Below are 21642 nucleotides of genomic sequence, written 5' to 3'. Positions count from 1 at the left end.
TGGCTAGGTATTTCGTCGCGGCGTCAGCGTGGCCGACAGGCCTTGCGCCGGATACAAGCTGGCGGGGCCGGCCGGGCTGCCGGTCACGTCGAGGCCCTGCGACGAAATCACGAGTTCGCGCAGAGACGTGTCGTGGGCGCTTTCGCGCTGTTTGACCACTGAAATCAGGCGCCGCAAACCCGTGTCTGTTTCGGCGTAGCGCAGCAGCACCAGATTCTCGGTCAACGCGGAGACCCGTACGCTCTTCGCGTGGCCGGGGTCGGCGTAAAGCGGCAGTTCTTCCGTCAGGATCGTGGTGACGCAGGCTTCCCGCAGTTGATGCAGGAGCGCATTCAGGAACAGGCCGAAGCGTTCGGTCCGCAAGGCAGAGTCGCGAAAGCCTTCCACGCCGTCGATCACGATTCGCTTCGCGCCGGTCTTCCTGACCGTGGCGAGCGCGACCGCCGCGAGTTCGTCGACGGCCAGTTCGATGGCGGGTTGCCATTGAATCGTGAGACGGCCGTCGTGGTATGCGTCGGCGAGCGCGATCGAGACGGCCTCGGCTTTGCCGATCAGGCGCTGCGGTCCTTCGTAAAAACCCAGATACACGCAGTGTTCGCCCCGCGCCACGCCGGCTGCAAGAAACTGCAGGCAAAGCAAGGTCTTGCCGACACCTGACGGTCCGATTAGTGTGGTCGTGGAACCTTGGGCAAAACCGCCGCCGAGCAGACTGTCGAGATGCGGGAGACCAAAGCCGAGTCGCGTTTTCAGATCGACTGGCCCGGGTTGCGCGGCGCATTGCGATTCCAGACGCGGGAACGTCAGAAGCCCACTTTCGGCGATGCGAAAGAAATGCTTGCCCATCAGGTGGTTGCGCGCACGCATCTTGTGCACTTCGATTTCGCGCGCGCGGCGCATGCCGTCGTTGTAGCGGCTCAATTCGATCAGACCGTCGACCAGTGTGTGCTCAGGATGCGGTTCGTTGCCGGACAGCGGCGCGAGCAGCAGCGTGGTGCAACCCATTGCCGCGACCAGTGCGTTCAGTTCGTGGATGAACTTCGACAGCGACAGCTCGGTCTCGCTGAATTCGCGGGCGCTGCGAAAGCCGTCGATGATCATGAGGCTCGGACGATAGTCGGAAATGCTCGTCGCAATCAGCTTGAGGAAACCGTCGAGACCGTCCTTCATCAACTCGTGATAGCCGGACACGAAGAACATCCGCTGCGCCACGGCGCTCTCGTCGAAGAAGCTCAGACCCTTGAGATGCGCCAGCAGCTTGTCGTGCGACTCGGCGATCAAGGTCATGTACAGCACCTTTTCGCCTTTGCTCACACGATGAAAACCGATCTGACTCGACAGAATCGTTTTGCCCGCACCGGCCATGCCTTCCAGCAGATAGACCCCACCGCTGACCAGACCGCCGCCCAGGATCTCGTCGAGACCGGGGACACCCGTTTCCACGTTGGATTGGGGGGACGTCTGAGATTCGCGGATAGTCATTGTCGATACGCCGTTGAAAGTGCGAAGGAGCGACAGCTCGCCAGTGAACCCAGGCGGATCGTCTATCGCTCAAACGACCCGTGCCAGCAATTCACGTTCCCGCTCGTGGGCGGCGATTATGCGTATCGGCATTGGATGCGGGGATTCTGCCCGGGCCTCCGTCCACTTGGCGAATGGCCTGTGGGCGGGCGGCGCAATGGTGCGCGAGGGGTTCCGCTTGCAGGTAGGTAGGGGCGGGGTGCAGAAGCGGTTTTTACAAAACGGTGCAACGAGGGGGAAAACGCGAGAAACAGGACGGGCATTCCCTCGCACATGCAAAAAACAAATCATGCGCGAGGGGGATGCATTTTCTGCGGGAGCATCTACAACTCGGCTACGACTCAGTTAGGCCTTAGCTGCACGCGAAACTGCTTGCAGCGCTCATGTCTCCGCCTTGATAACGGGCCACTTTCGGATACGCGCAGAGCGGCCGCGTGCGTGCTGCACCCCAATCGGCAGGCACGTCCGCGTTCGGCACGACATTGCTCGCATCGCGCGCGGTGGCGACCACGCTGTCCGGCGCCTTGCCCTGTTCGACCCACGCGATCATCGGCGTGAGCATGTCGAACTGGTCGGTGCTCGGGCCACCGGAGCAGTGGTTCATGCCGGCGATCGTGTAAAGGCGGGCGAAGTTCGACGCGTTGCCGCCGTTGACTGTCATGAGCCGCTGATACCAGTCAGTTGTATCGTTCGACGAAAACACGGGGTCGCTCGTGCCGTGATAGACCATCAACTTTGCGCCGCGCTGCTTCAATGCGCTGAGGTTGGTCTCGTCGGGTGGCGTCATGAACGACCAGGCCGACTCGCTATAAACACCGCTCGTGGCGAAGATCTGCGGTGCGTTGGTATCCATGTTGAAGTTCAGCGCGTAGGCCGACAACTGGCTCAACACCGAAGCGCTCTGCGGCAACGTGGTAAACGTGAACGCCGCCGCGGCCGGATCGAGGGTGATCGAGTTGGCCTGCTTCCAGGCTGACCAGCCGGCACCGAGACCGGCGTCATACGGGAAGCTGGCATATAGCGCAGTACCGGCGCCGTTGCGTGCCCCCGAGAAGACATTGCCGATGGCGTCCTTCTGCGCGCTCGTCAGACAGGTTCCGTCGCGCACGTTGCTTGTGCAGGTGGGGATGTCGGTAGCCAGGTTGAAATTTGCCTGGCATGCCTTGATATCCTGAATGAGGCCGTCGCTGGCGCCGTCGAGCGCGTCACATTTGGCCAATATCTTCGACGCCACCATCTGGCGCTCCGCAGCGGTAAACCCGGTCGTGATATCGGGCAAGCCGTTTGCGGTCGTGGCGGTCGCCACTTTCGCCAATTGCTGGGCGCTCCACATCTCGCCGATCGCCGCTTTCGGCAAATGAAAGCCCGGGTCGCCGGCAATGATCCCGTCGTATTGAGCCGACGAGCGCGCTGCCGCGACCAGGGCATGACGGCCACCGTTGGAGCAGCCATCGAAATAGCTGCGGTCCGGTCCCTTGCCGTAGGCGAGTTTGATCACCTGCTTGGCCATCGGCGTGAGTGTGGCGACCGCGTTGTAGCCGTAGTCGAGGCGCGCCTGTGGATCGAGACCGAACAGCGGGTTTTGCGCCGAACTGTGTCCCGCGTCCGAGCTGATGACGGCGAAGCCCATGTTGAGTGCGTCGTTGGTTGGGCCGCCGCCGCCGATCTCCCCGGTAGCAGTGACCACGTTGCCGTCGAGACCGCCATTAGCCTGATAGAAGAAGCGCCCATTCCACGCAAGCGGCAGACGCATTTCAAAGCCAATGGCATACGTCTTGCCGTCGACGCTGCTGACCCGCTGATTCATGCTGCCCTGGATCAAACAGTGTTCGGCGATCGGCTTGCCGGCTACGTTGAGCGTACCGGCCGCCACGTCCGTCACCGAGGTGAAGACGGTGTTGGCGAAGGTGAGCTTCGCGCCGAGCGCCGCGCAATTGCCGGCGAGCGTGCCGGGTGTTGCCGCACTCAGTTGTGGAAGGGCGCTTGCGTTCGTGCTTGTGGTAGCCGGGTCGCCGACGTCGTTGCCGCCGCATGCGACGAGCGCGAGCGCCGTAGCCGCTGCCAGAGCGATAGAGGTGTGCTTCATGCGATATCTCCTGGACTAGAACGAATGACGAATGCCGAGCATCACGCCGCTCTGGCCGGTGCCTGCCGTGGGAGTCGTGCCGCCGCCACCGGCGCTGACCGAGTAGCGCGCCTTCGCACTGTTGGCGAGATACGAACCTTGCGCGTAGACAGCGGTGCGCTTCGAAAGCAGATACGTGGTGCGCAGGGTGCCCATCGTGGCGCGCGTGTCGTGGTCGCTGTTGGTGATGTGGTAGACCTCGCCGTCGACAATGAAGGCGGGCGTCACGAAGTACGAGGCGCCGACGAAGAACAGATTCGAGCGCACGTCTGCAGTCGTGGCGGCCGACGGTTCCACGCGGCGATTGAGCCAGCCGGCACCAATCTTTGCCTTGCCGATGTTCGCGTATGCGCTGACCTGGGTGCGAATGTCCCTGTCGGCGGCGTTGGTGAGCGGCGTCGGCGCGATGCCATCGAAGAAGTTCGCCGCCGCTGTACTCCCGCCGCGCTGTTCCTCGTACGACGCCGCGACGCCGAACAGCGGCGCGTCGTACTTCAGCATCACCGACCACTCGCGGCATTCCGTCGCATGCCCGGCCACTGAGCCGGTGCACGTGCCCTGGCCTGGCGAGTTGCCGGTGCCGGTGGCGTCGCGACCGAACGAGTAGTTCGCGCCGAACGTCACGCCCGCATAGGTGCCGAGGTAATTTATCGAGTTGTCAGCGCGAGCGTTCGGCACGTAGGCGTCGAGTGAGCCCAGGCCATAGATATCCGGGCCGATCAGGTCCGCGCCCATCAACGCGAGGTACGTCATCGTGTACTGGCGTCCGAACGACACCGTGCCGTACGGACTCTTGATGCCGACGAACGCCTGACGTCCAAACAGCCGGCCGCCCTGGCCGAGATCGCCGCCTCGTACGTTGAAGCCACTTTCCAATGTAAACACCGCGCTATATCCGCCGCCGAGGTCTTCATTGCCGCGCACGCCCCAACGCGAGGGCAGTTCGCCGGTAACCGATGGCATGCGAAAAATGCTCTTGCCCGCGGCGTTCGCGTGCGAGACGTATTCGACGCCGGTGTCGATGATGCCGTAGAGCGTCACGCTCGATTGGGCTGCTGCTGCGCCGCTGACAGCGCACAATGTGCCGCAAAGAAGAAGGCGTGCGGATGCTTGCATGAAGTGTCTCTCCAAACCGTTGATTGAATGTGTTTGTTGTTAGGTCTTGTATGACGGGTCAGTCGTCGGCGCGCGGACGGCGCAGCAACAGCAACGCAGCAACGGCGGCGATCAGCGTGACGGGAATGCTCGCGCCGATGACCGTCGAAGAACTGCGGCCCATCGCCAGCAATTGGCCCGCGGCCAGCGGTCCGACCACCGAGCCGATACGTCCCACCGCCACTGCGGCGCCGACGCCGGTGCCGCGCATGGCAGTCGGATAAAACGCCGCAGAAAGCGCGTACAGCACCGATTGCCCGCCGATGACGAACATCCCCGCGAAGAACGCAGAGGTGGCGAGCGCGCTGAAGCCGGGCGCCATCGAGAGCGCCGCGAGCGATGCGATGATCCCGACATACATGCCAGCCACCACGACGCCCGAGCGCATGCGGTCCATCAACATGCCGATGCACAACGCGCCGATACCGCCGCCGATGTTGAAGAAGATCTGCACGTAGCCCACCTGTGCGCGCGACAGCCCGCTGGCCGCCATCAGCGATGGCAGCCAGTTGAGCAGGAAGTAGAGGACGATCAGCGTGCAGAAGTAGCTGACCCAGATCTGCACGGTGGACAAACCACGTGTGCCGCCGAACAGGATTTCGCCGACCGGCGCGGGCTTCGCATGACCGTCTTTAGAGGCTCTGGTGAATGCCTTCGAATCCGCGAGAAACACGAGCAACAGTGGCACCAGCACCAGCGGCCCTGCGCCACCGACGTAGAAGATGTGACGCCACTCGGCGTCACCCGCGCTCAGCACGCCGATCACCGACGCGATCACGCCACCGAACGGAATGCCGCAATACATCACGCTTACCGCGGTGCTGCGCGAACGCGGCTCGACCGCTTCCGAGGACAGCGCGATCAGATTCGGCAACGCACCGCCTAAGCCGATGCCTGTCAGCACACGCACGATTACCAGCGTGTGAAAGTCGTTCACCAATGCGGTCGCGATCGACAGCAAGCCGAACAGGCACGCGGAAATCACCAGCACGCGCTTGCGGCCGATCCGGTCGGCGAGTCGTCCGCCGAACATCGCACCCGGCAGCAAGCCGAAGGTTCCCGCGCTGAACGCGAGACCCATTTGCCCGACCGACAAACCGAACTCGCGTGCCATGCGCGGCGCGGCGACGCCGACCGACTGCAGATCGAGCCCTTCGAGCAGAGCGATGGCAAAACACAATCCGAGTGTGACAAAGACGCCTGTCCGACTGGACGTTGACGAGATGGCGGGAGCCTCGGTTGAAGGTAATGTTCCGGTTCTTTTCACGTTAGTGATCCTTATTAAAATGCGTGTTTTTCCGGTGTGGCCGAAGGACGGCAGGTGTCGAGTCGCCGTCTGGTGTGCCGGCTCTGTGCAGAAGCGGCTGCCGCGGTTGCGATTGCGTCGCGCCGGCCCATCTGGTGTCCCAGGCAGTTTCGGCGAAGCGGGACTCAGACCGCCATGGAGGTCACGATGAGATGCTCAGGAACAGCCCAGCGAAAGCCGCAGCACATCGGTTCGATGGCCGCACTGCTGTCCGTTTGCCTCGAAGCGATACAGTGTGTCTCCATGCACTGTATCGTGGACTGGATTTAATATCAGGTAGGCTGATAACACAAGCGCAAATGCTTCGGTGAAAACACCTAGTCGTTGCAGAGACGGGAACGTTAGCCGCGCAGGTTGCGCACGAAAGTTTCGAGGTGGGTTTGTACCGCGCCGGCTGCTTCGAGATCGGTGCCTTCCATCATCTGCTTCTCGATCGCCTTGACGGCCTGCTCGCATTCGCGCAGCACGGCTCGCCCTTCATCGGTCAGTTGCAGCAGCACGATGCGGCCATGCGTGGGGTCTGGCTCGCGGCTGACCCAGTTCCGGCTTGCCATGGCGTTCATCACTTCATTGGCGGATTGCGGCGTAATGAAGGAGCGCTCGGCAACTTGCGCATTGGACGCCTGGCCCTTCGCATCGAGCACCGAAAGCGCGGTGAACTGCGCGAGCGTCAGTCCGAGTGGCGCGAGCGCTTCGGTCATGCGGCGCCGCAGGATACGGTCGAGACTGCCGATCACATACGCGAGCCGCAGGTTAGAGCGGCGGGTGCGCGTGGTGGCGGGTTCGGCGGGCGAATTTTGATTTTTGCTCATGGTGGCCAGGAGGTTCGGTCTAGCTCGCATCTTAGCGCGCCTCACGACGGATTCCGCCGATAGGGGTTTGCCCCGAGCCCGTGAAATTCCACTTTACATATCAGGCAGCCTGATATTAAATGTGTTCATCAGGCCGCTGTCGCGGTCAACGTTCACGGAGAAAACAGATGAATTACGAAGGTCGTTGGGACACCGTCAAGGTCGATGTCGTAGAAGGAATTGCATGGGTCACGTTCAATCGCCCCGAGAAGCGCAACGCGATGAGCCCAACGTTAAATAAAGAAATGATCGAGGTGCTCGAAGCAGTCGAGCTGGACGCCGAAGCGCAGGTTCTCGTGTTGACGGGCGAGGGCGACGCGTGGACCGCCGGCATGGACCTGAAGGAATATTTCCGTGAAGTCGATGCCGGCCCGGAAATCCTGCAGGAAAAGATTCGCCGCGACGCATGCCGCTGGCAATGGCAGTTGCTGCGCATGTACGCGAAGCCGACCATCGCGATGGTCAACGGCTGGTGTTTCGGCGGTGGCTTCTCGCCGCTGGTGGCGTGCGATCTCGCGATCGCCGCGGACGAAGCTGTGTTCGGCCTCTCCGAAATCAACTGGGGCATCCCGCCGGGCAATCTGGTGAGCAAGGCGATGGCGGACACCGTGGGGCATCGTCAGGCGCTTTACTACATCATGACGGGCGAGACGTTCACCGGTCAGGAAGCGGCGCAAATGGGCCTCGTCAACAACAGCGTACCGCGTGCCGAACTGCGCGAAGCCACGCGTGTTCTCGCAGGGAAACTGCAGCAAAAGAATCCGGTGGTGCTCCGCGCAGCCAAGAACGGCTTCAAGCGTTGCCGCGAACTGACCTGGGATCAGAACGAAGACTATCTGTACGCCAAGCTCGATCAGGCTCAACTGCGGGATCCCGAAGGCGGCCGTGAGCAGGGCCTGAAGCAGTTCCTCGACGAGAAGGCGATCAAGCCGGGTCTGCAAACCTACAAGCGCTGATGCATCGCAAACGCTAACGTGGATGCAGGCGGATTCACGCACCGGAAGCGGGCGCGCGTAAAGACTGGCGAGACGAGTGAGAGAGCGAGGAGGCGAGACACATGCATGAAGTAACGTTGTTGATTGGCGGCGAGAGCCGCGGCGCGTCGGACGGTAAGACTTTCGAGCGGATCAATCCCGCCAGCGGCCTCGCGGCCTCACGCGCGCCGGCCGCGACATTAGCCGATGCGGACGCCGCCGTGGCAGCTGCCGCGCGCGCGTTTCCGGCATGGTCCGCAATGGCGCCGACCGAACGCCGCAAACGCCTCCTGGCCGCAGCCGATCTGATGGACGCCCGCACGGCGCAATTCATTGAAACCGGCGTCGCCGAAACGGGCGCGATGCCGAACTGGTATGGCTTCAACGTCATGCTGGCCGCGAACATGCTGCGTGAAGCCGCCGCCATGACCACGCAGATCGACGGCGACGTGATTCCGTCGGACGTGCCGGGCAGTCTCGCAATGGCCGTGCGTCAGCCGTGCGGCGTGGTGCTCGGCATGGCGCCGTGGAATGCGCCGGTGATCCTCGGTACGCGGGCGATTGCCATGCCGCTCGCCTGCGGCAATACGGTCGTGCTCAAGGCTTCTGAAGGTTGTCCAGGCGTACATCGTTTGATTGGCAGCGTATTGCAGGAAGCCGGTCTTGGGGACGGCGTGGTGAACGTCGTCACGCATTCCGCCGAAGATGCGCCCGCGATTGTCGAACGGCTGATCGCTCATCCGGCGGTGCGCCGGGTCAATTTCACCGGTTCGACGCGGGTTGGTCGCATCGTTGCGCAACATGCCGCGCAGCATCTGAAGCCTGCCTTGCTCGAACTTGGCGGTAAGGCGCCCGTCGTGGTGCTCGACGACGCGGATCTGGATGCGACCGTGGCCGGCATTGCGTTCGGCGCGTTCTTCAACCAGGGGCAGATTTGCATGTCGACGGAACGCGTGATTGTCGACCGGAAGATCGCCGATGCGCTGGTGGACAGGCTCGCGGCTAAAGCGCGAACCTTGAAGGCGGGCGATCCGAGCGCAGCCGGTTCCTTACTCGGCGTGCTCGAAAGTACGGCAGCCGCGCAACGCATCAAGGCGCTCGTTGAGGATGCCCACGAGAAAGGCGCAAAGCTGCCGGTCGGCTGCACCGTTGAAGGCGCTGTGATGCAACCGGCGATTGTCGACGGCGTAACGCGCGAGATGAAACTTTACGCCGAGGAATCCTTTGGACCGGTGGTAACGGTGCAGCGCGTGGACGGCGACGAAGAAGCGATCCGGGTGGCAAACGATAGCGAATATGGTCTGTCTGCGGCGGTATTCAGTCGCGACGTGTCGCGCGCATTGAATGTGGCGAAGCGTATCGAATCGGGCATTTGCCACATCAACGGCCCGACCGTGCACGACGAAGCGCAGATGCCATTCGGTGGCCTGAAAAAGAGCGGCTACGGTCGTTTCGGCAGCAAGGCATCGATCGCCGAATTCACGGACCTGCGCTGGATCACGATTCAAACCGGACCGCGGCACTATCCGATCTGATCGTCCGCGGGTTACGAAGTAAGCGCTAAAGCGCTAACTCCGATCGACAGCTTTGCATGGGATCGAAGTAAGCGCTAAAGCGCTAACTCCGATCGACACAGGAGACAGGCTTTGCATTCCGAGCCGAAACAATCGAATATCCCCGGTGCGCGAGACAGCACGCCGATGCCTTACCGCGCGACGGCGATCGGCGCGTCGTCGTTGCACGCGCAACGGCGCGGCGATACGTGGTACCTGCGCGCTGACGAGCCGCTGGGTGAGCATCCGCAACGTTTGACGGACCGGCTTGCGAGCAGTGCGCGCGATCATCCGGAGCGTTGGCTGGCGGCGCGACGCGGCAGTGACGGTCAATGGATCGGCCTGAGTTACGCGAAGGCTTTGCAAAGCGCCCGGGCGATCGGGCAAGCGTTGCTGATGCGCGAGCTTTCCGTCGAGCGGCCCGTCGTGATTCTTTCGGGCAACGATCTCGAACATCTGCAACTGGCGCTCGGCGCGATGTGGGCCGGCATTCCGTATGCGGCGATTTCTCCTGCGTACGCGCTGGTTTCCGGCGACTTCGGCAAACTGCGCCATACGATCGATCTATTGACGCCGGGTCTGGTTCTCGTAAGCGGCTATGACGCCTATGCCAAGGCGATCGAGGCAGTGGTGCCGGCCGATGTCGAAGTCGTGTCGGCAAGTGCGCCAAAGGAGCCGCCCAGGGCACACAGCGTGACCTTGTTCAGCGATCTGCTGAATACAGCGCCCACCACCGTCGACGCCGCCCACGCAGCGGTGAGTCCGGACGCCATCGCCAAGTTTCTGTTTACTTCTGGCTCAACCAAACTGCCCAAGGCCGTGCCGACCACGCACCGCATGCTGTGCAGCAATCAGCAGATGCTGCTCGAAACGTTTCCCGAGTTCGCGAACGAGCCGCCGGTGCTGGTGGACTGGCTGCCGTGGAACCACACTTTTGGCGGCAGTCATAACGCGGGTATCGCGCTTTACAACGGCGGCACGCTCTATATCGACGACGGCAAACCGGTCAACGGCAAGTTCGAGGAAACGCTGCGCAACCTGCGTGAAATCGCCCCGACGATCTATTTCAATGTGCCCAAGGGTTGGGAAGAATTGGCGATTGCGCTTGAGCAGGACGCACAATTGCGCGAGACGTTTTTTTCGCGCGTGAAGATCTATTTCTTCGCGGGTGCGGGGCTCTCGCAAGCAGCGTGGGACCGGCTCGAACGTGTCACCGAAAAATATTGCGGCGAGCGCATTCGGATCATGGCCGGACTCGGTATGACCGAAACATCGCCGTCGTGCCTGTTCACCACGGGCCCGATCATGCGCGCCGGCTACGTTGGCCTGCCCGCGCATGGTTGCGAGGTCAAACTCGCGCCGATCGGTGACAAGCTCGAAGCGCGCTACCGCGGGCCGCATGTGATGGCCGGCTATTGGCGCGCCAACGCTGCCGAGCTGGACAATGCCTTCGACGAAGAAGGCTACTTTTGCAGCGGCGACGCGTTGCGCTTTGTCGATGTCGAGCGACCGGAACTCGGCCTGCTATTCGACGGGCGTGTTGCCGAGGATTTCAAGCTGAGTTCGGGCACCTTCGTCAGCGTTGGCCCAATGCGGGCACGGGTCATTTCCGAAGGGGCACCTTATGTGCAGGATGTGGTCGTCACAGGCATGAATCGCGACGATGTCGGCTTGCTGGTGTTTCCGCGGCTCGACGATTGTCGGCGGCTAGCTGGATTGTCCGCATCGGCAAGCCCGCGCGAGGTGATCGAAGCACCCGCCGTGCGAGCCCATTTTGCCGAGCTGCTCGTCATGCTCAATCGCCGCGCAACCGGCGGCGCGACAACTATCGCGCGCCTGCGACTCATGGACGTCGCTCCTTCTCTCGATCTCGGCGAGATCACCGACAAAGGGTCGATCAACCAGCGCGCTGTGCTGACTCACCGGGCCGCGCTCGTCGACGCAATGTACGACGCTGCGCAGCGCGATCCCGCTGTGATTTACGCGGCCGCTTGTGGCGCGGCTTAAGGCACGCGTCGCTCGCTGATTCCGGGTTCCTCGTCGCACGGCAAAGGCGTTTCGCCGTATACAATTCGGCAGCGCCTGATTTTTGCCCAATACTGACCTGATCCCACTCATGCCGAATCCGACCCGGGCCTTTCTCCTCGGCCCGCTCCTGAAAGGCGTTTCACGCTCCTTCTATCTCACCCTGCGCGTGCTGCCCGTCGGCATGCGCGATCCGATCGGCCTTGCGTACCTGCTGGCGCGCGCGGCCGATACGATTGCGGACACCTCGCTGATTTCGCCCGAGCAACGCCTTGCGTTGCTGTTGTCGCTACGCGACCAGGTCAACGGCGCCCCCAATGACGGTGCACTGTTTCAGCGCATGGCCGCAGAAGTGGCGGGCCAACAGGTCCAGTCCGATGAAAAGGTCCTGCTGGAATCGCTTGGACCCGCGCTCGAGGTGCTGTCGCAACTGAGTGAGACCGACCGCGCAGCCGTACGCGGGATCGTGTCGACCCTGACCGAAGGGATGGAATTCGACCTTCGAACCTTCCCCGACGAGCGTTCCGGCGAGATCGCCGCGCTGCGCGAGTACGAGGAACTCGACCGCTATACCTACCTGGTGGCGGGCTGCGTCGGCGAATTCTGGACCACCATGACCTACGCGCACATGCCCGGCACGCTGAAAGAGCAGCCCGGGACCATGGCGCGCCGCGGCGTGCGTTTCGGCAAAGCGCTGCAGATGACCAACGTGCTGCGCGATTGCGGCAAGGATTTGCGGATCGGCCGCTGTTACCTTCCGCAGACGATGCTCGATCAACATGCGCTGAGCGCGCAAGATCTCTTACAGCCGGCGAATTCTGTTCGCGCCCGGCCGCTGATGGTCGAACTCGTGCGCAAGTCGCTGGATCACTTCCGGGAGGCCCTGGACTATACGCTGGCGATTCCGGCGTTGTCGGTGCGGTTGCGTCTCGCCTGTTTGTGGCCGATCCTGATCGGCCTCGATACGCTGCTATTGCTGGTGGATAACGATGCCTGGCTCGACCCGGCTAAGGTCTCCAAGGTCCGGCGCAATCAGGTGTATCAGATCATCGCGTCGTCATTGCTGCTGGTGCCTTCGAATGGTCTGGTGCGCAAGTCGGTTGAAACGCGGATCAAGCAGATCGAAGCACGGCTCTGAACGTTTATTCCGATTGATAGATGGTTAGTTATCCGTTGCAATGTGCGGCGCACAATGCATGTTGCATAAAAGGTCCATTACAGGTTAATGGAGCTGTCATATTTGGTAACTAGAGTGCTGCTCGGGACAAGACCGGAAAAATTCGCGCCTGACGTGAATCACCGGTCTTATCAATTCGCTCACGCGATACCAATCAATCCGATCAGCACCAGGTTATCAGCACGCTATGCAAACCCGACGGACCTTCCTTGCCTCCGCATCCAAAGCGGCGACGCTGCCAGTTCTGGCATCCGCGCTTAGCGCATGCGGCGGCAACAGCCTTTCCGCCAATGCGCCCCTCTCTGATGCCGAACTTCAGGCGCAGATGATCGGCAAGCTGAACGCGCAACTCAATGACACCACCACGGGCAATACCCTCGAGCCGTACATGATGGACGTGGGCTTCACGTGGGACCTTCCGCTGATTCCCGCGGCACAGGTCAACACCATCGTTGCATATAGCTTTGGCAACCGGCCGAACGCGGCGAGTGGCAACACGGCGAGTAACGGCGCCAATCAGGCCGCGCTTCCCGATCCCGGGCCGATCAATGAAGAGCTCGCCGATGCGGTCCATCAGATCTATCAGTTGAATCCGGTGAAGGTCTTCGCGCAGTGGGAAATCGCGCGCTTTCTCGTGTCCAAGTATCAGATGAACAGCACGAATCTGCAGTCCATCGAACCGGTTATTGCCAGTGACGGTTCGATCACCTACCTCAGTACCGACGGTGCGGCGGCCGGTATCGTCGCGCTCGCGGGCGGTGCCGCGGCGATGGGGAACGTGGCGGTGGTCGGCCATCGCGACCATGCGAAGCGTTGCATTCTGACGTCCGTGGGCCGCGGCATGAAAGCCTTTGCGGTGAAGGAAGTGACGCTGCCGGTCAATTACGATCCTTTGTCGGGGCAGCCGTGGACTCGCAATCGCGGGCTCTATCTGGTGCATGACATGTTGGCGCAATGGGCGGGGAAGGCCCTAGCCGCGATCGCCCAAGCCTATCCGCAAGGTTAAAACACGTAGCGTCATCACAGAACAGCAAGGCAACTCATGTCATCCCGCCGTAAATTTCTGATCTCGACATCGGCCGCCGCCACACTACCGGCTGCAGCCGCCATGCTCGCCGTGAGCAGCAAGGCCTGGGCTGGCGACACGCCTATTGCCGACGCCGAACTCCAACGTCAAATGCTTGGAAAGCTCAGCGTGGAGTTGAACGATTCCACGACCGCGAACACCGAAGCGCCGTATCTCCAGGACATCTTCTTTAGCTGGGATCTTCCCTCGATTCCCGTCGCTCAGATCGGCGCTATCGTCGCGTACAGCTTCGGTGACCGGCCGGCTGCTGCAAGCGGCGCGAATTCCACGAGCGGAGCCGGTCAATCGCAACTGCCGCAGCCCGGTCCGATTAATGAAGAGATCGCGGATGCCGTGCATCAGCTGGTTCAGTCGAAGCCGGTGATGGTCTACGCCCAATGGGAAGTGGCCAGCGTGCTCACGGCGAAATACCAGATGAGCAGCGCGAACCTTCATACGGTCGCGCCGCCTACCGTCGCGAGCAATGGCACGGTCAGCTATCCGGCGCTCGACGACGTAGCGGCTGCGATCATCGCGCTTCAAGGCACTGCTGCAGCGCTCGGCACGGTGGCGGTCGTCACGCACCGCGACCAGGCGAAGCGCGCGATTCAGACGTCACGCGCACACGGTATGAACGCTTATGCGGCTCAAGGCGTGACGTCGCCGGTCGATTACGATGCACAGGCGTCGCAGCCTGCGAATCGTCGTCGCGATCTCTATCTGTTAAACGACATGATGAATCAGTTCGCTACGTTGCGAGCGAACCTCATCGCTCAGCAATACCCCAACGGATAGCGTGTTTGTGTGCGGCGCATGGGCCGTGCGTGTGCAATGTGGGCAAGCGTACTGAATAAAAACGCCATGAGCCGTAGTTTGGCGGACAACCCTCCTTGTCCGATTCCAGACGCTCATGGCACCGACCGGCAAACAACATTGCGACACGTTGGACCTGATCCGCGCGCTGGCGGCAGGCGCGGTGTGCATCAGCCATTTGCGCAATCTGATGTTCGTCGACTACCGCGCGAACGCCGGTATGGGACTTGCCGCCAAGGCGTTCTATTTCATCAGTAACTACGGTCACACCGCGGTGATCGTGTTCTTCCTGCTGAGCGGCTATTTTGTCGGCGGCTCGGTGCTGCGGCAGGTCGAGACGGGGACATGGAACTGGCAGCGCTATCTGACCGAACGCATGTCGCGGCTATGGATCGTGCTGATACCGGCCTTGCTGCTGACGCTGTTCTGGGACCGCATGGGCATCGCGCTGGCAGGCGGGCCTTTTTATCTGGGGACCGAGGGCACCTTCGATCAGCAGATCAATGTCGCCTCGCATCTCGGCCAGGCAACGCTGCTGTGCAATCTCGCGTTTCTGCAGACACTCACGTGTGGCACATATGGATCCAATGGGCCGCTATGGAGCCTCGCCAACGAGTTCTGGTACTACATGTGGTTTCCTGCCTGCTATGTGCTGCTGCGCCAGCGTCGCGGAATGGGCGCTATCGCCGCAGGGGTGCTCGCACTCGGCACGATGATCGCGTTTCCGTCGCTCCTGAGCGGGTTCGGATTGTGGATGCTGGGTGTTGTGCTGGTGTGGCTTGAAAAGCGCTTCCCGGCACGCGGCACGCGGACGGGGTTGCCATGGTTCACACTTGCCAGTGGATCTGTTTTTATTGCAGCGCTGCTGGTGACGCGCATGTTCCTGTTGGGTAACGACTGGATCGTCGGCGTGCCGTGTTTCGTGTTTTTGCGCTGCATACTCTGGGAAAACGTTCGCCTGCGTCCTGCGCCGCTGTCACGTATCGCGGTGCTCTTTTCCGGATTCTCCTATTCGCTGTATCTGACGCACTTTTCATTCATTCTTTTCGTGGCAGCGGTCGGGTTCGGGCAGCGCATCCAGTTCGACGGCCGGGGCGCGCTGATTTTCGTGACCATGCTGGTTATCTGCTATGTGTACGCGTTCGCGGTGTACCTGCTGTTCGAGCAGAATACGAAGCGCGTGCAACGTGGCATCCGGCAGTTCCGCTTTCTACGGCCCAAGCCAGATCCAGCCACGCCGCATAGCTGACTAAGGTGGCAGTGCCGCTTAAGTTAATCTGCATCATTGCATAGCCAGCAATCGGGAAACCCCTAGCATCCTGCATCGATGGTTCGCGTTAGTCTCTTCAAAAGAGGAGACGATCAATGAGGCAAGCGTTCAATATTGCTGTGGTGTTGTTGCTTGGCTATCTGATGGCGGATAGGGCGCTGATGCGCGCGCAAGCGGGAGAAATGGGGACAATTACGTGCCATCAGGGCGCGGAACTGGTCAAGTCGGGCGCGTTGAAAAAGGGTTTCGGTGAGGCCGGCGCCAGCAGCCAGGGTGAAAACTTCCTGTCGAGCTGTCTCGTCACGGGGCGCGGCCAGGTGGGCGATCTGATCGCCCGCGAATGACGCAGGCAGCCCGCTACCGCTGAGGCTTCGACGAGAAATACAGCAAGAAAAAGCGCCCAGACCGCGAAGGTCCAGGCGAAGTCATCGGGAGCCCGATGACGGAGGTATCGAATACAGAACTGGCCCGCGATCGGGGATACTCGGTCGCGGGCCAGTTCATTTGAATCAGGGCGCGCGGCTGCTTTGCGCGCGTAGCGGTCGATCAGGGCAAACGGCGTGACCTCTGAGGTTCGTTCCGCTGAACAGCGTGATTGCCAACTGCGTTACCAGCTTAGTTGCCGAAGTAAATCGACTTCGGACCATTCGCCGGAATCGGGTGGCTCGACTCCGACGATCCGTTCACCACGCCGCCGTAACCGCTTTCTGCGGCTTGCGCGGTGCCGTTCTGCGCGGCGACACGGGCTTGTGCAGCCTGGATGTCAGCCGGGTAGTACGGGTCGGAACGGCCCGGCTGGTAGCCGGCCTTTTCGAGTTGAACCAGTTCTGCGCGCACTTGGGCGCGGGTCACGGGCTGATTTGACTGGGCAAACGAAGCAACAGGCGCGGCCAGCACAGCGGCGATAACAACAGCTTGAATGAGCGATTTCATGATGAACTACCTCCAGTTCGGTCTTTATCGTGCTACGAGCGGTGTTGTTCGTAGTCAGTGATTACATTGTAGTTTTGCGATCTGGACGGAGTAACCATCAATTCAGGTAAGGTTTGTTGCGATATTTGTAATAAATGAGGGGCCCGACTGAAGGGCCTTGCGTATGACTTGCTAGGGTCGCGATGCCGCGACCGGGGCGCCGTCTTGCGGCGTTTTCGCCGGGACCTTCGACTGCGAGAGCCGGGTAAATGCCTGGCTGGTGCGCGCCTCGCGATCATCCCGGGCGTGATAGAAGTCTTTGCTGAGCCACTGCCCGAGACGCATCATCGCGGAGCCGAGTGCGCTCTTTAGCAGAACCCACCCGGTCTCGTTACGGGCGAGGTGCGATGCCGATTCCACGAAATCCGCGGCCAATTTATCCAACTCTGCGTGCAAGTAGTCGGCGAAATGATGGAGTCCATGCTGATTGCCGTTCGACGACTTCCTTTCCAGGTCCACGTGCTCCGCAATCAGCGATTGATTGGTCACGCGGATAAAAGACGGCGTATCGGACCGGGCAATACCGCTGGAACGGATCGCCGGTCCGATGCTTGCCGCAGCCTGCGTGCGATTGCCAAGCGGTGCAAGCGCCCACTTGTCAGAAAGATATTTCAGCAGGCTGCAATGATCGAATTGCGTATGGCACACGCCAGCGTCGCACCATGGAGATACCAGAATGGCAGGGACGCGCACGCCGAGTTGAGTGAAATCGAAACTCTCCGTGTGCTCGTCGGGCGCCACTGCATTCGATGGCGGTGGAACATGGTCGAAGAACCCACCATGTTCATCGTACAGGATGACTAATAATGTACGCTCCCACAATGTCTGATTGGAACGCAGCGCATTGTAGGTATCGGCGATCAGTTTTTCCGCCTTCATGATGTTATGCGGCGGATGATCGTCGTTCTGCGCTTCGCCGAAGTACTTCGGTTCGATGAGGACGAACTGCGGAAACTCGTTCGCCGGGCCGGCAGCGTCGTCGAAGAACTTGTCGAACAGATGGTAATTCGCGAGATTTTCGGTGCGACGCTGGTTTTTCAGCAGCAGGGACGCGGGAAAATCGTAGAAATAAATCTTCCACGTTTTCCCTTTGTCATTTAGACGGTCGAAAAGCGTGTCCTGGTTCTGCTCGGTGTACCACTTTGGGTTCAGGGCATCGAGCCCTTCGGGCATTCCCACCTCACCCATCGACGTACCGGTCAGCGCGAAATAACGGTTCGGCCAGGTCGGGCCGGGCAACGACGAAAACCACTTGTCGCACACGGTGAATTGCTCGCCCAGCGCGTGTAACGCCGGAAGAAAGCCGCGGGGGTAATAGCCCATGATGTCTTGCCGCGCGGCGAGGGTGCTCTTCGGGTAGTCGTTCGCGAACGATCGAACGAAGCCGCCGTTGTCTCCCGAGATCTGGGTCAGCACGGCCTCGTGTCCGTGATCCGGGTCGTGTTGCATCTGTCGCTCTTGTGTTGCCTGCGGGAAAAATGTATGGCCTTTGCCGTCGTCGTTGGACTTGGACGCGGCGTTGCGTATTCCATCCAGCCCGGCGTGTACTTCGTCCAGACTGCCGAGCATCTGGTCGAAGGAATGATTTTCCATGAGCAGCATCACGACATGTTCGATCTGGTCCTTTGACGCATTCTCCGCGTTCGAAGCGTTCTCCGCGTTCGACGCGTTTGCCTCGCTTGCTGCCGCTTCGCCATCGTGGACGTCACTCATATTCATCGCTCCAACAGGAGATTGGATGGATTGTGGTGCGTACTGCCGTGTCAGCTCATCAGATAATGCCGGCGCTGCAAACGTAGCGCAAAACGCGCCGTTGTGAAAGCGTGTCATGTTTTGACCAACGGATGCGGGCAGAGTGGTCGCCTCGATCCGTCGGGAAGAAGACGGTCCTGCTGCGGGGGAATTCAAGCAATTCAAGCAATTCAAGCATTAAGCAGCTATGCTGAATGAGGGCGAAGCGAAACAAAAAAAGGGCGCCGCTGGCGCCCTTGTTCCTATACAACCTGACGGCTAACTCAAACCGCTGCCGGCCGCCATTTCAACAATCGCTGTTCGATCGCGGTCAGCAGATAGTCTGCAGCCAGTGCGACCACCGCCAACACAATCATGGCCGCGAATACGCCGCTTGCGTTAAACGCGCCTTGCGCAGTGGAGATCAACAGACCGATACCTTGCTTGGAGCCGAGGAATTCGCCCACCACCGCGCCGACCAGCGCAAAGCCGAAGCTCACGTGCAAGCTGGCAAGAATCCAGCTCAACGCCGACGGAATCACCACCGAGGTCGTCACCTGACGGCGCGACGCGCCCAGAATCTGCGCATTCGCAATCATGTAACGATCCGCTTCACGCACGCCCTGGAACGCATTGGCGAACACGACGAAGAACACCATCACGACCGCCAGCGCCACCTTGGAAGCCATGCCAAGACCGAGCGAAATCACGAAGATCGAGCCGAGCACCACGCGCGGAATCGAATTGGCGATCTTGATGTACAGGCTGAATACATCAGACAGCAGCTTGTTGCGGCCGAGCACGATGCCGCAGAACACACCCGCCACTGAACCGATGATGAAGCCGAGACCGGTTTCTTCCAGCGTGACCCAAACCTGGGTGAGCAGCGGGCCTTGCGACGTGCCGTTCACGAACCAGTCGATGATCTGATCGAAGATCGCACTCGGCATCGAGAAGAAGAACGGATCGATCCACTTCAGGCGCGCGGACAATTCCCACCCGCCGAGCACAACCACCAGCACGACAATGCGCAGCGTGATCACCAGCGCATGGCGTTGCCGAATGCGTTTTTGCGCAACACGTTCGACTTGTGCGAGCGTCGCGGGATCGATACCCGAAGGCATCGTCTGTTGAGGGGTAGTAGACATGTTTGCCATTCCTTGATTAACCGATCTGCACTTCTTCGCGCAGGTCGTGCCAGATGTCGCGCGAGATTTCTATAAAGCGTGGGTCGTAGCGAACCTCGGACGTGACGCGCGGACGCGGCAGATCGATTTCGTACACTTTCTTCAGCGTTGCCGGGCGCGCCGTCAGCACGAACACGCGATCGGCGAGCGCAATCGCTTCTTCCAGATCGTGCGTGACGAACACCACTGAGCCGGCGCCGCCCCACAGTTGCAGCAGTTCGTCCTGCATGAGGGTGCGGGTTTGCATGTCGAGCGCCGAGAAGGGCTCGTCCATCAGCAGAATTTCCGGCTTGTTGATGAAGGTTTGCGCGAGCGCCACGCGTTTTCTCATACCGCCGGACAGTTGATGCGGATAGTGCTTGCCGAACTTGTCGAGACCGACGCGGCGCAGCCATTCGTTGGCTTCGTCGTACGCGGCGGATTTCGAGCGGCCGCGATACAGCGGGCCGGCGGCGACGTTATCGAGCACCGAACGCCACGGAAACACGGCGTCTGCCTGAAACACGAAGCCGATACGCGGATCGATGCCGTCCACCGGCGCGCCCATCACGCGCACTTCGCCGGTGGTGGGCTTCAGCAAGCCGGTGATCATGCTGAGCGTGGTGGACTTGCCGCAACCCGTCGGCCCGACAACGGCGACGAATTCGCCGCGCGCCACCGACATGCTGAAGTCGCGCAACGCGATCGTCGCTTTGCCGTCCGGAGAGATGAAACGGCACGATACGTTGCGCAGCTCGATGGCGGGCGTATCGCGTGACATGGGTTGATTCATCGGCTGGTGCCTCGCAGTTCTCTTGATGGTGATAGGGCGTTACGTCGAGCGCGTTACTTCGCCGCGGTCTTGACCGCTGCCGACAGGTAGTCGTTGGAGTAGGTCTTGGCGAGATCGATATGCTTACCCTTCACCGAAGGATTGAACGCCGACAGGACCTTCAGGACGGTGTCCGGGCCGTCGGCGGGCATCTTGCCGTCCTTCGTGAACATCGGCAGCGATGCCTTCAGCGCGCCGACGTACAGGTCCTTGTTGTTGCCGTAGTAGTCCTTCGGCATCTTCGCGGCGATCTCTTCCGCGCTATGCGTCGCGATGAAGTTCAGCGTCTTCGCGAACGCGTGCGCGAGTTTCGTGGCGTCGTCCTTATGCGACTCGGCCCATGCGCGCTGCACGTAGAAGCTCGAAGCCGGATACGTGCCGCCGAGTGCGACGCGCGTGCCTTCCAGCGTGCGCATATCCACCAGCACCTTGGCGTCGCCGGTCTTCAGCAACTGCGAAACCGTCGGCTCAGTGGTCATGCCCGCGTCGATGCGGCTCTGCTTGATGGCGGCGATAAAACTGTTGTCCGCGCCAACCGGCAGCAGCGTGTATTGCGTTGACGGCACGCCCGCGCGTTGCGCGAGATATTGCGTGAGGAAGCTGGTCGACGAGCCGAGGCCGGTCACGCCGAGCGTCTTGCCCTTCGAGTCGGCCATGCTCTTGAATGTATCGGCAGCCTTGGTGGAGACCATTTCCACTTCACCCGGCACCTGGCCGAAAATCACCAGCGCCTGGACTTCCTTGCCCTTGCTCTGCAGATCGATGGTGTGATCGTAGAAGCCCACCACGCCTTGCACCGCGCCCGCGAGCAGTTCGTTTTCCGCGTCCACGCCGGCCGGTTGCGAGAGGATTTCGACGTCGAGACCTTCGTCCTTGAAGTAGCCGAGCTGCTCCGTGAGCTTGGCCGGCAGATAGATGATCTTGGTGGCGCCGCCGACCATGATCGTCAGCTTCTCGGCATGAGCCGCGGCCGAAGCGGCGGCAAGGGTGAACGCAACACCTGACACAGCGGCAATCTGGCGCAAGGTACGCATGAAGCAGTCTCCTTTGGTTTGGTCGCCGCTATGTGCGGATGCGGCGCTTTCTGGGTGAATGACGGCGATTATAG

At 61.1% G+C, this 21642-nt stretch carries 18 protein-coding genes; 8 read left to right on the top strand and 10 right to left on the bottom strand.

The window, feature by feature from the left end; genetic code table 11:
* Window positions 1-3 precede the first annotated feature (3 nt).
* The 5 genes from PQQ52_RS15385 to PQQ52_RS15365 all read right to left on the bottom strand — a co-directional run bounded on the left by PQQ52_RS15385 (window position 4) and on the right by PQQ52_RS15365 (window position 6946).
* Window positions 4-1479 carry an ATPase domain-containing protein gene (locus PQQ52_RS15385; RefSeq protein WP_408212607.1) on the bottom strand — a complete coding sequence of 492 codons (1476 nt, stop codon included), beginning with the start codon at window positions 1477-1479 and terminating at the stop codon, window positions 4-6.
* A gap of 391 nt (window positions 1480-1870) precedes the next feature.
* The gene (locus PQQ52_RS15380) at window positions 1871-3604 is read right to left on the bottom strand and encodes a tannase/feruloyl esterase family alpha/beta hydrolase (RefSeq protein ID WP_408212605.1); all 1734 of its coding nucleotides are present in this window, start codon (window positions 3602-3604) and stop codon (window positions 1871-1873) included.
* Window positions 3605-3619: 15 nt separating this feature from the next.
* The gene (locus tag PQQ52_RS15375; protein WP_408212603.1) at window positions 3620-4759 is read right to left on the bottom strand and encodes a porin; all 1140 of its coding nucleotides are present in this window, start codon (window positions 4757-4759) and stop codon (window positions 3620-3622) included.
* A gap of 58 nt (window positions 4760-4817) precedes the next feature.
* Window positions 4818-6023 (bottom strand): 3-(3-hydroxy-phenyl)propionate transporter MhpT, encoded by a 1206-nt coding sequence (mhpT, locus tag PQQ52_RS15370; RefSeq protein ID WP_408212829.1) that lies wholly within the window; start codon window positions 6021-6023, stop codon window positions 4818-4820.
* A gap of 422 nt (window positions 6024-6445) precedes the next feature.
* Entirely contained in the window at window positions 6446-6946 is a 501-nt protein-coding gene (locus tag PQQ52_RS15365; protein WP_325046312.1) for a MarR family winged helix-turn-helix transcriptional regulator, read from the bottom strand.
* Window positions 6947-7083: 137 nt separating this feature from the next.
* Between PQQ52_RS15365 and PQQ52_RS15360 the strand changes: the two genes are divergently transcribed.
* From PQQ52_RS15360 to PQQ52_RS15325, 8 genes are all read left to right on the top strand, one after another.
* Window positions 7084-7911, top strand: a complete 828-nt coding sequence (locus PQQ52_RS15360) for a p-hydroxycinnamoyl CoA hydratase/lyase (RefSeq protein ID WP_408212600.1) — start codon at window positions 7084-7086, stop codon at window positions 7909-7911.
* Window positions 7912-8012: 101 nt separating this feature from the next.
* Window positions 8013-9464: an aldehyde dehydrogenase gene (locus PQQ52_RS15355; RefSeq protein ID WP_408212598.1), complete on the top strand. Its 1452-nt coding sequence runs from the start codon at window positions 8013-8015 to the stop codon at window positions 9462-9464.
* A gap of 111 nt (window positions 9465-9575) precedes the next feature.
* Window positions 9576-11489, top strand: coding sequence for a feruloyl-CoA synthase (locus PQQ52_RS15350; protein ID WP_408212595.1), 1914 nt, complete (start codon window positions 9576-9578; stop codon window positions 11487-11489).
* A gap of 109 nt (window positions 11490-11598) precedes the next feature.
* Window positions 11599-12645 (top strand): phytoene/squalene synthase family protein, encoded by a 1047-nt coding sequence (locus tag PQQ52_RS15345; RefSeq protein ID WP_408212593.1) that lies wholly within the window; start codon window positions 11599-11601, stop codon window positions 12643-12645.
* A 226-nt stretch (window positions 12646-12871) separates the two neighbouring features.
* Complete coding sequence (locus tag PQQ52_RS15340; RefSeq protein ID WP_408212590.1) at window positions 12872-13690, top strand: hypothetical protein; 819 nt, start codon at window positions 12872-12874, stop codon at window positions 13688-13690.
* 36 nt (window positions 13691-13726) lie between these two features.
* Window positions 13727-14545, top strand: a complete 819-nt coding sequence (locus tag PQQ52_RS15335) for a hypothetical protein (protein WP_408212587.1) — start codon at window positions 13727-13729, stop codon at window positions 14543-14545.
* 115 nt (window positions 14546-14660) lie between these two features.
* Window positions 14661-15812, top strand: coding sequence for an acyltransferase family protein (locus PQQ52_RS15330; protein WP_408212585.1), 1152 nt, complete (start codon window positions 14661-14663; stop codon window positions 15810-15812).
* 116 nt (window positions 15813-15928) lie between these two features.
* Window positions 15929-16177, top strand: a complete 249-nt coding sequence (locus PQQ52_RS15325; RefSeq protein ID WP_408212582.1) for a hypothetical protein — start codon at window positions 15929-15931, stop codon at window positions 16175-16177.
* Between the two features lie 271 nt (window positions 16178-16448).
* Here the strand turns inward: PQQ52_RS15325 and PQQ52_RS15320 are convergent, their stop codons facing one another.
* The 5 genes from PQQ52_RS15320 to PQQ52_RS15300 form a co-directional block, all read right to left on the bottom strand.
* Entirely contained in the window at window positions 16449-16766 is a 318-nt protein-coding gene (locus PQQ52_RS15320; protein ID WP_408212579.1) for a DUF4148 domain-containing protein, read from the bottom strand.
* 171 nt (window positions 16767-16937) lie between these two features.
* Complete coding sequence (locus PQQ52_RS15315) at window positions 16938-18518, bottom strand: alkaline phosphatase family protein (RefSeq protein ID WP_408212827.1); 1581 nt, start codon at window positions 18516-18518, stop codon at window positions 16938-16940.
* 302 nt (window positions 18519-18820) lie between these two features.
* Window positions 18821-19684 carry an ABC transporter permease gene (locus PQQ52_RS15310; RefSeq protein WP_408212576.1) on the bottom strand — a complete coding sequence of 288 codons (864 nt, stop codon included), beginning with the start codon at window positions 19682-19684 and terminating at the stop codon, window positions 18821-18823.
* Window positions 19685-19700: 16 nt separating this feature from the next.
* Window positions 19701-20495 carry an ABC transporter ATP-binding protein gene (locus tag PQQ52_RS15305; protein WP_325043752.1) on the bottom strand — a complete coding sequence of 265 codons (795 nt, stop codon included), beginning with the start codon at window positions 20493-20495 and terminating at the stop codon, window positions 19701-19703.
* 53 nt (window positions 20496-20548) lie between these two features.
* Complete coding sequence (locus tag PQQ52_RS15300) at window positions 20549-21568, bottom strand: ABC transporter substrate-binding protein (protein WP_408212573.1); 1020 nt, start codon at window positions 21566-21568, stop codon at window positions 20549-20551.
* Window positions 21569-21642: the final 74 nt, after the last annotated feature.

Origin of the sequence: Paraburkholderia sediminicola, from assembly GCF_046030555.1 — a bacterium.
Taxonomy (GTDB): domain Bacteria; phylum Pseudomonadota; class Gammaproteobacteria; order Burkholderiales; family Burkholderiaceae; genus Paraburkholderia; species Paraburkholderia sediminicola_E.
The sequence above is the reverse complement of the archived record's forward strand: the minus strand, read 5'-3'. Positions and strand labels throughout refer to the sequence as shown.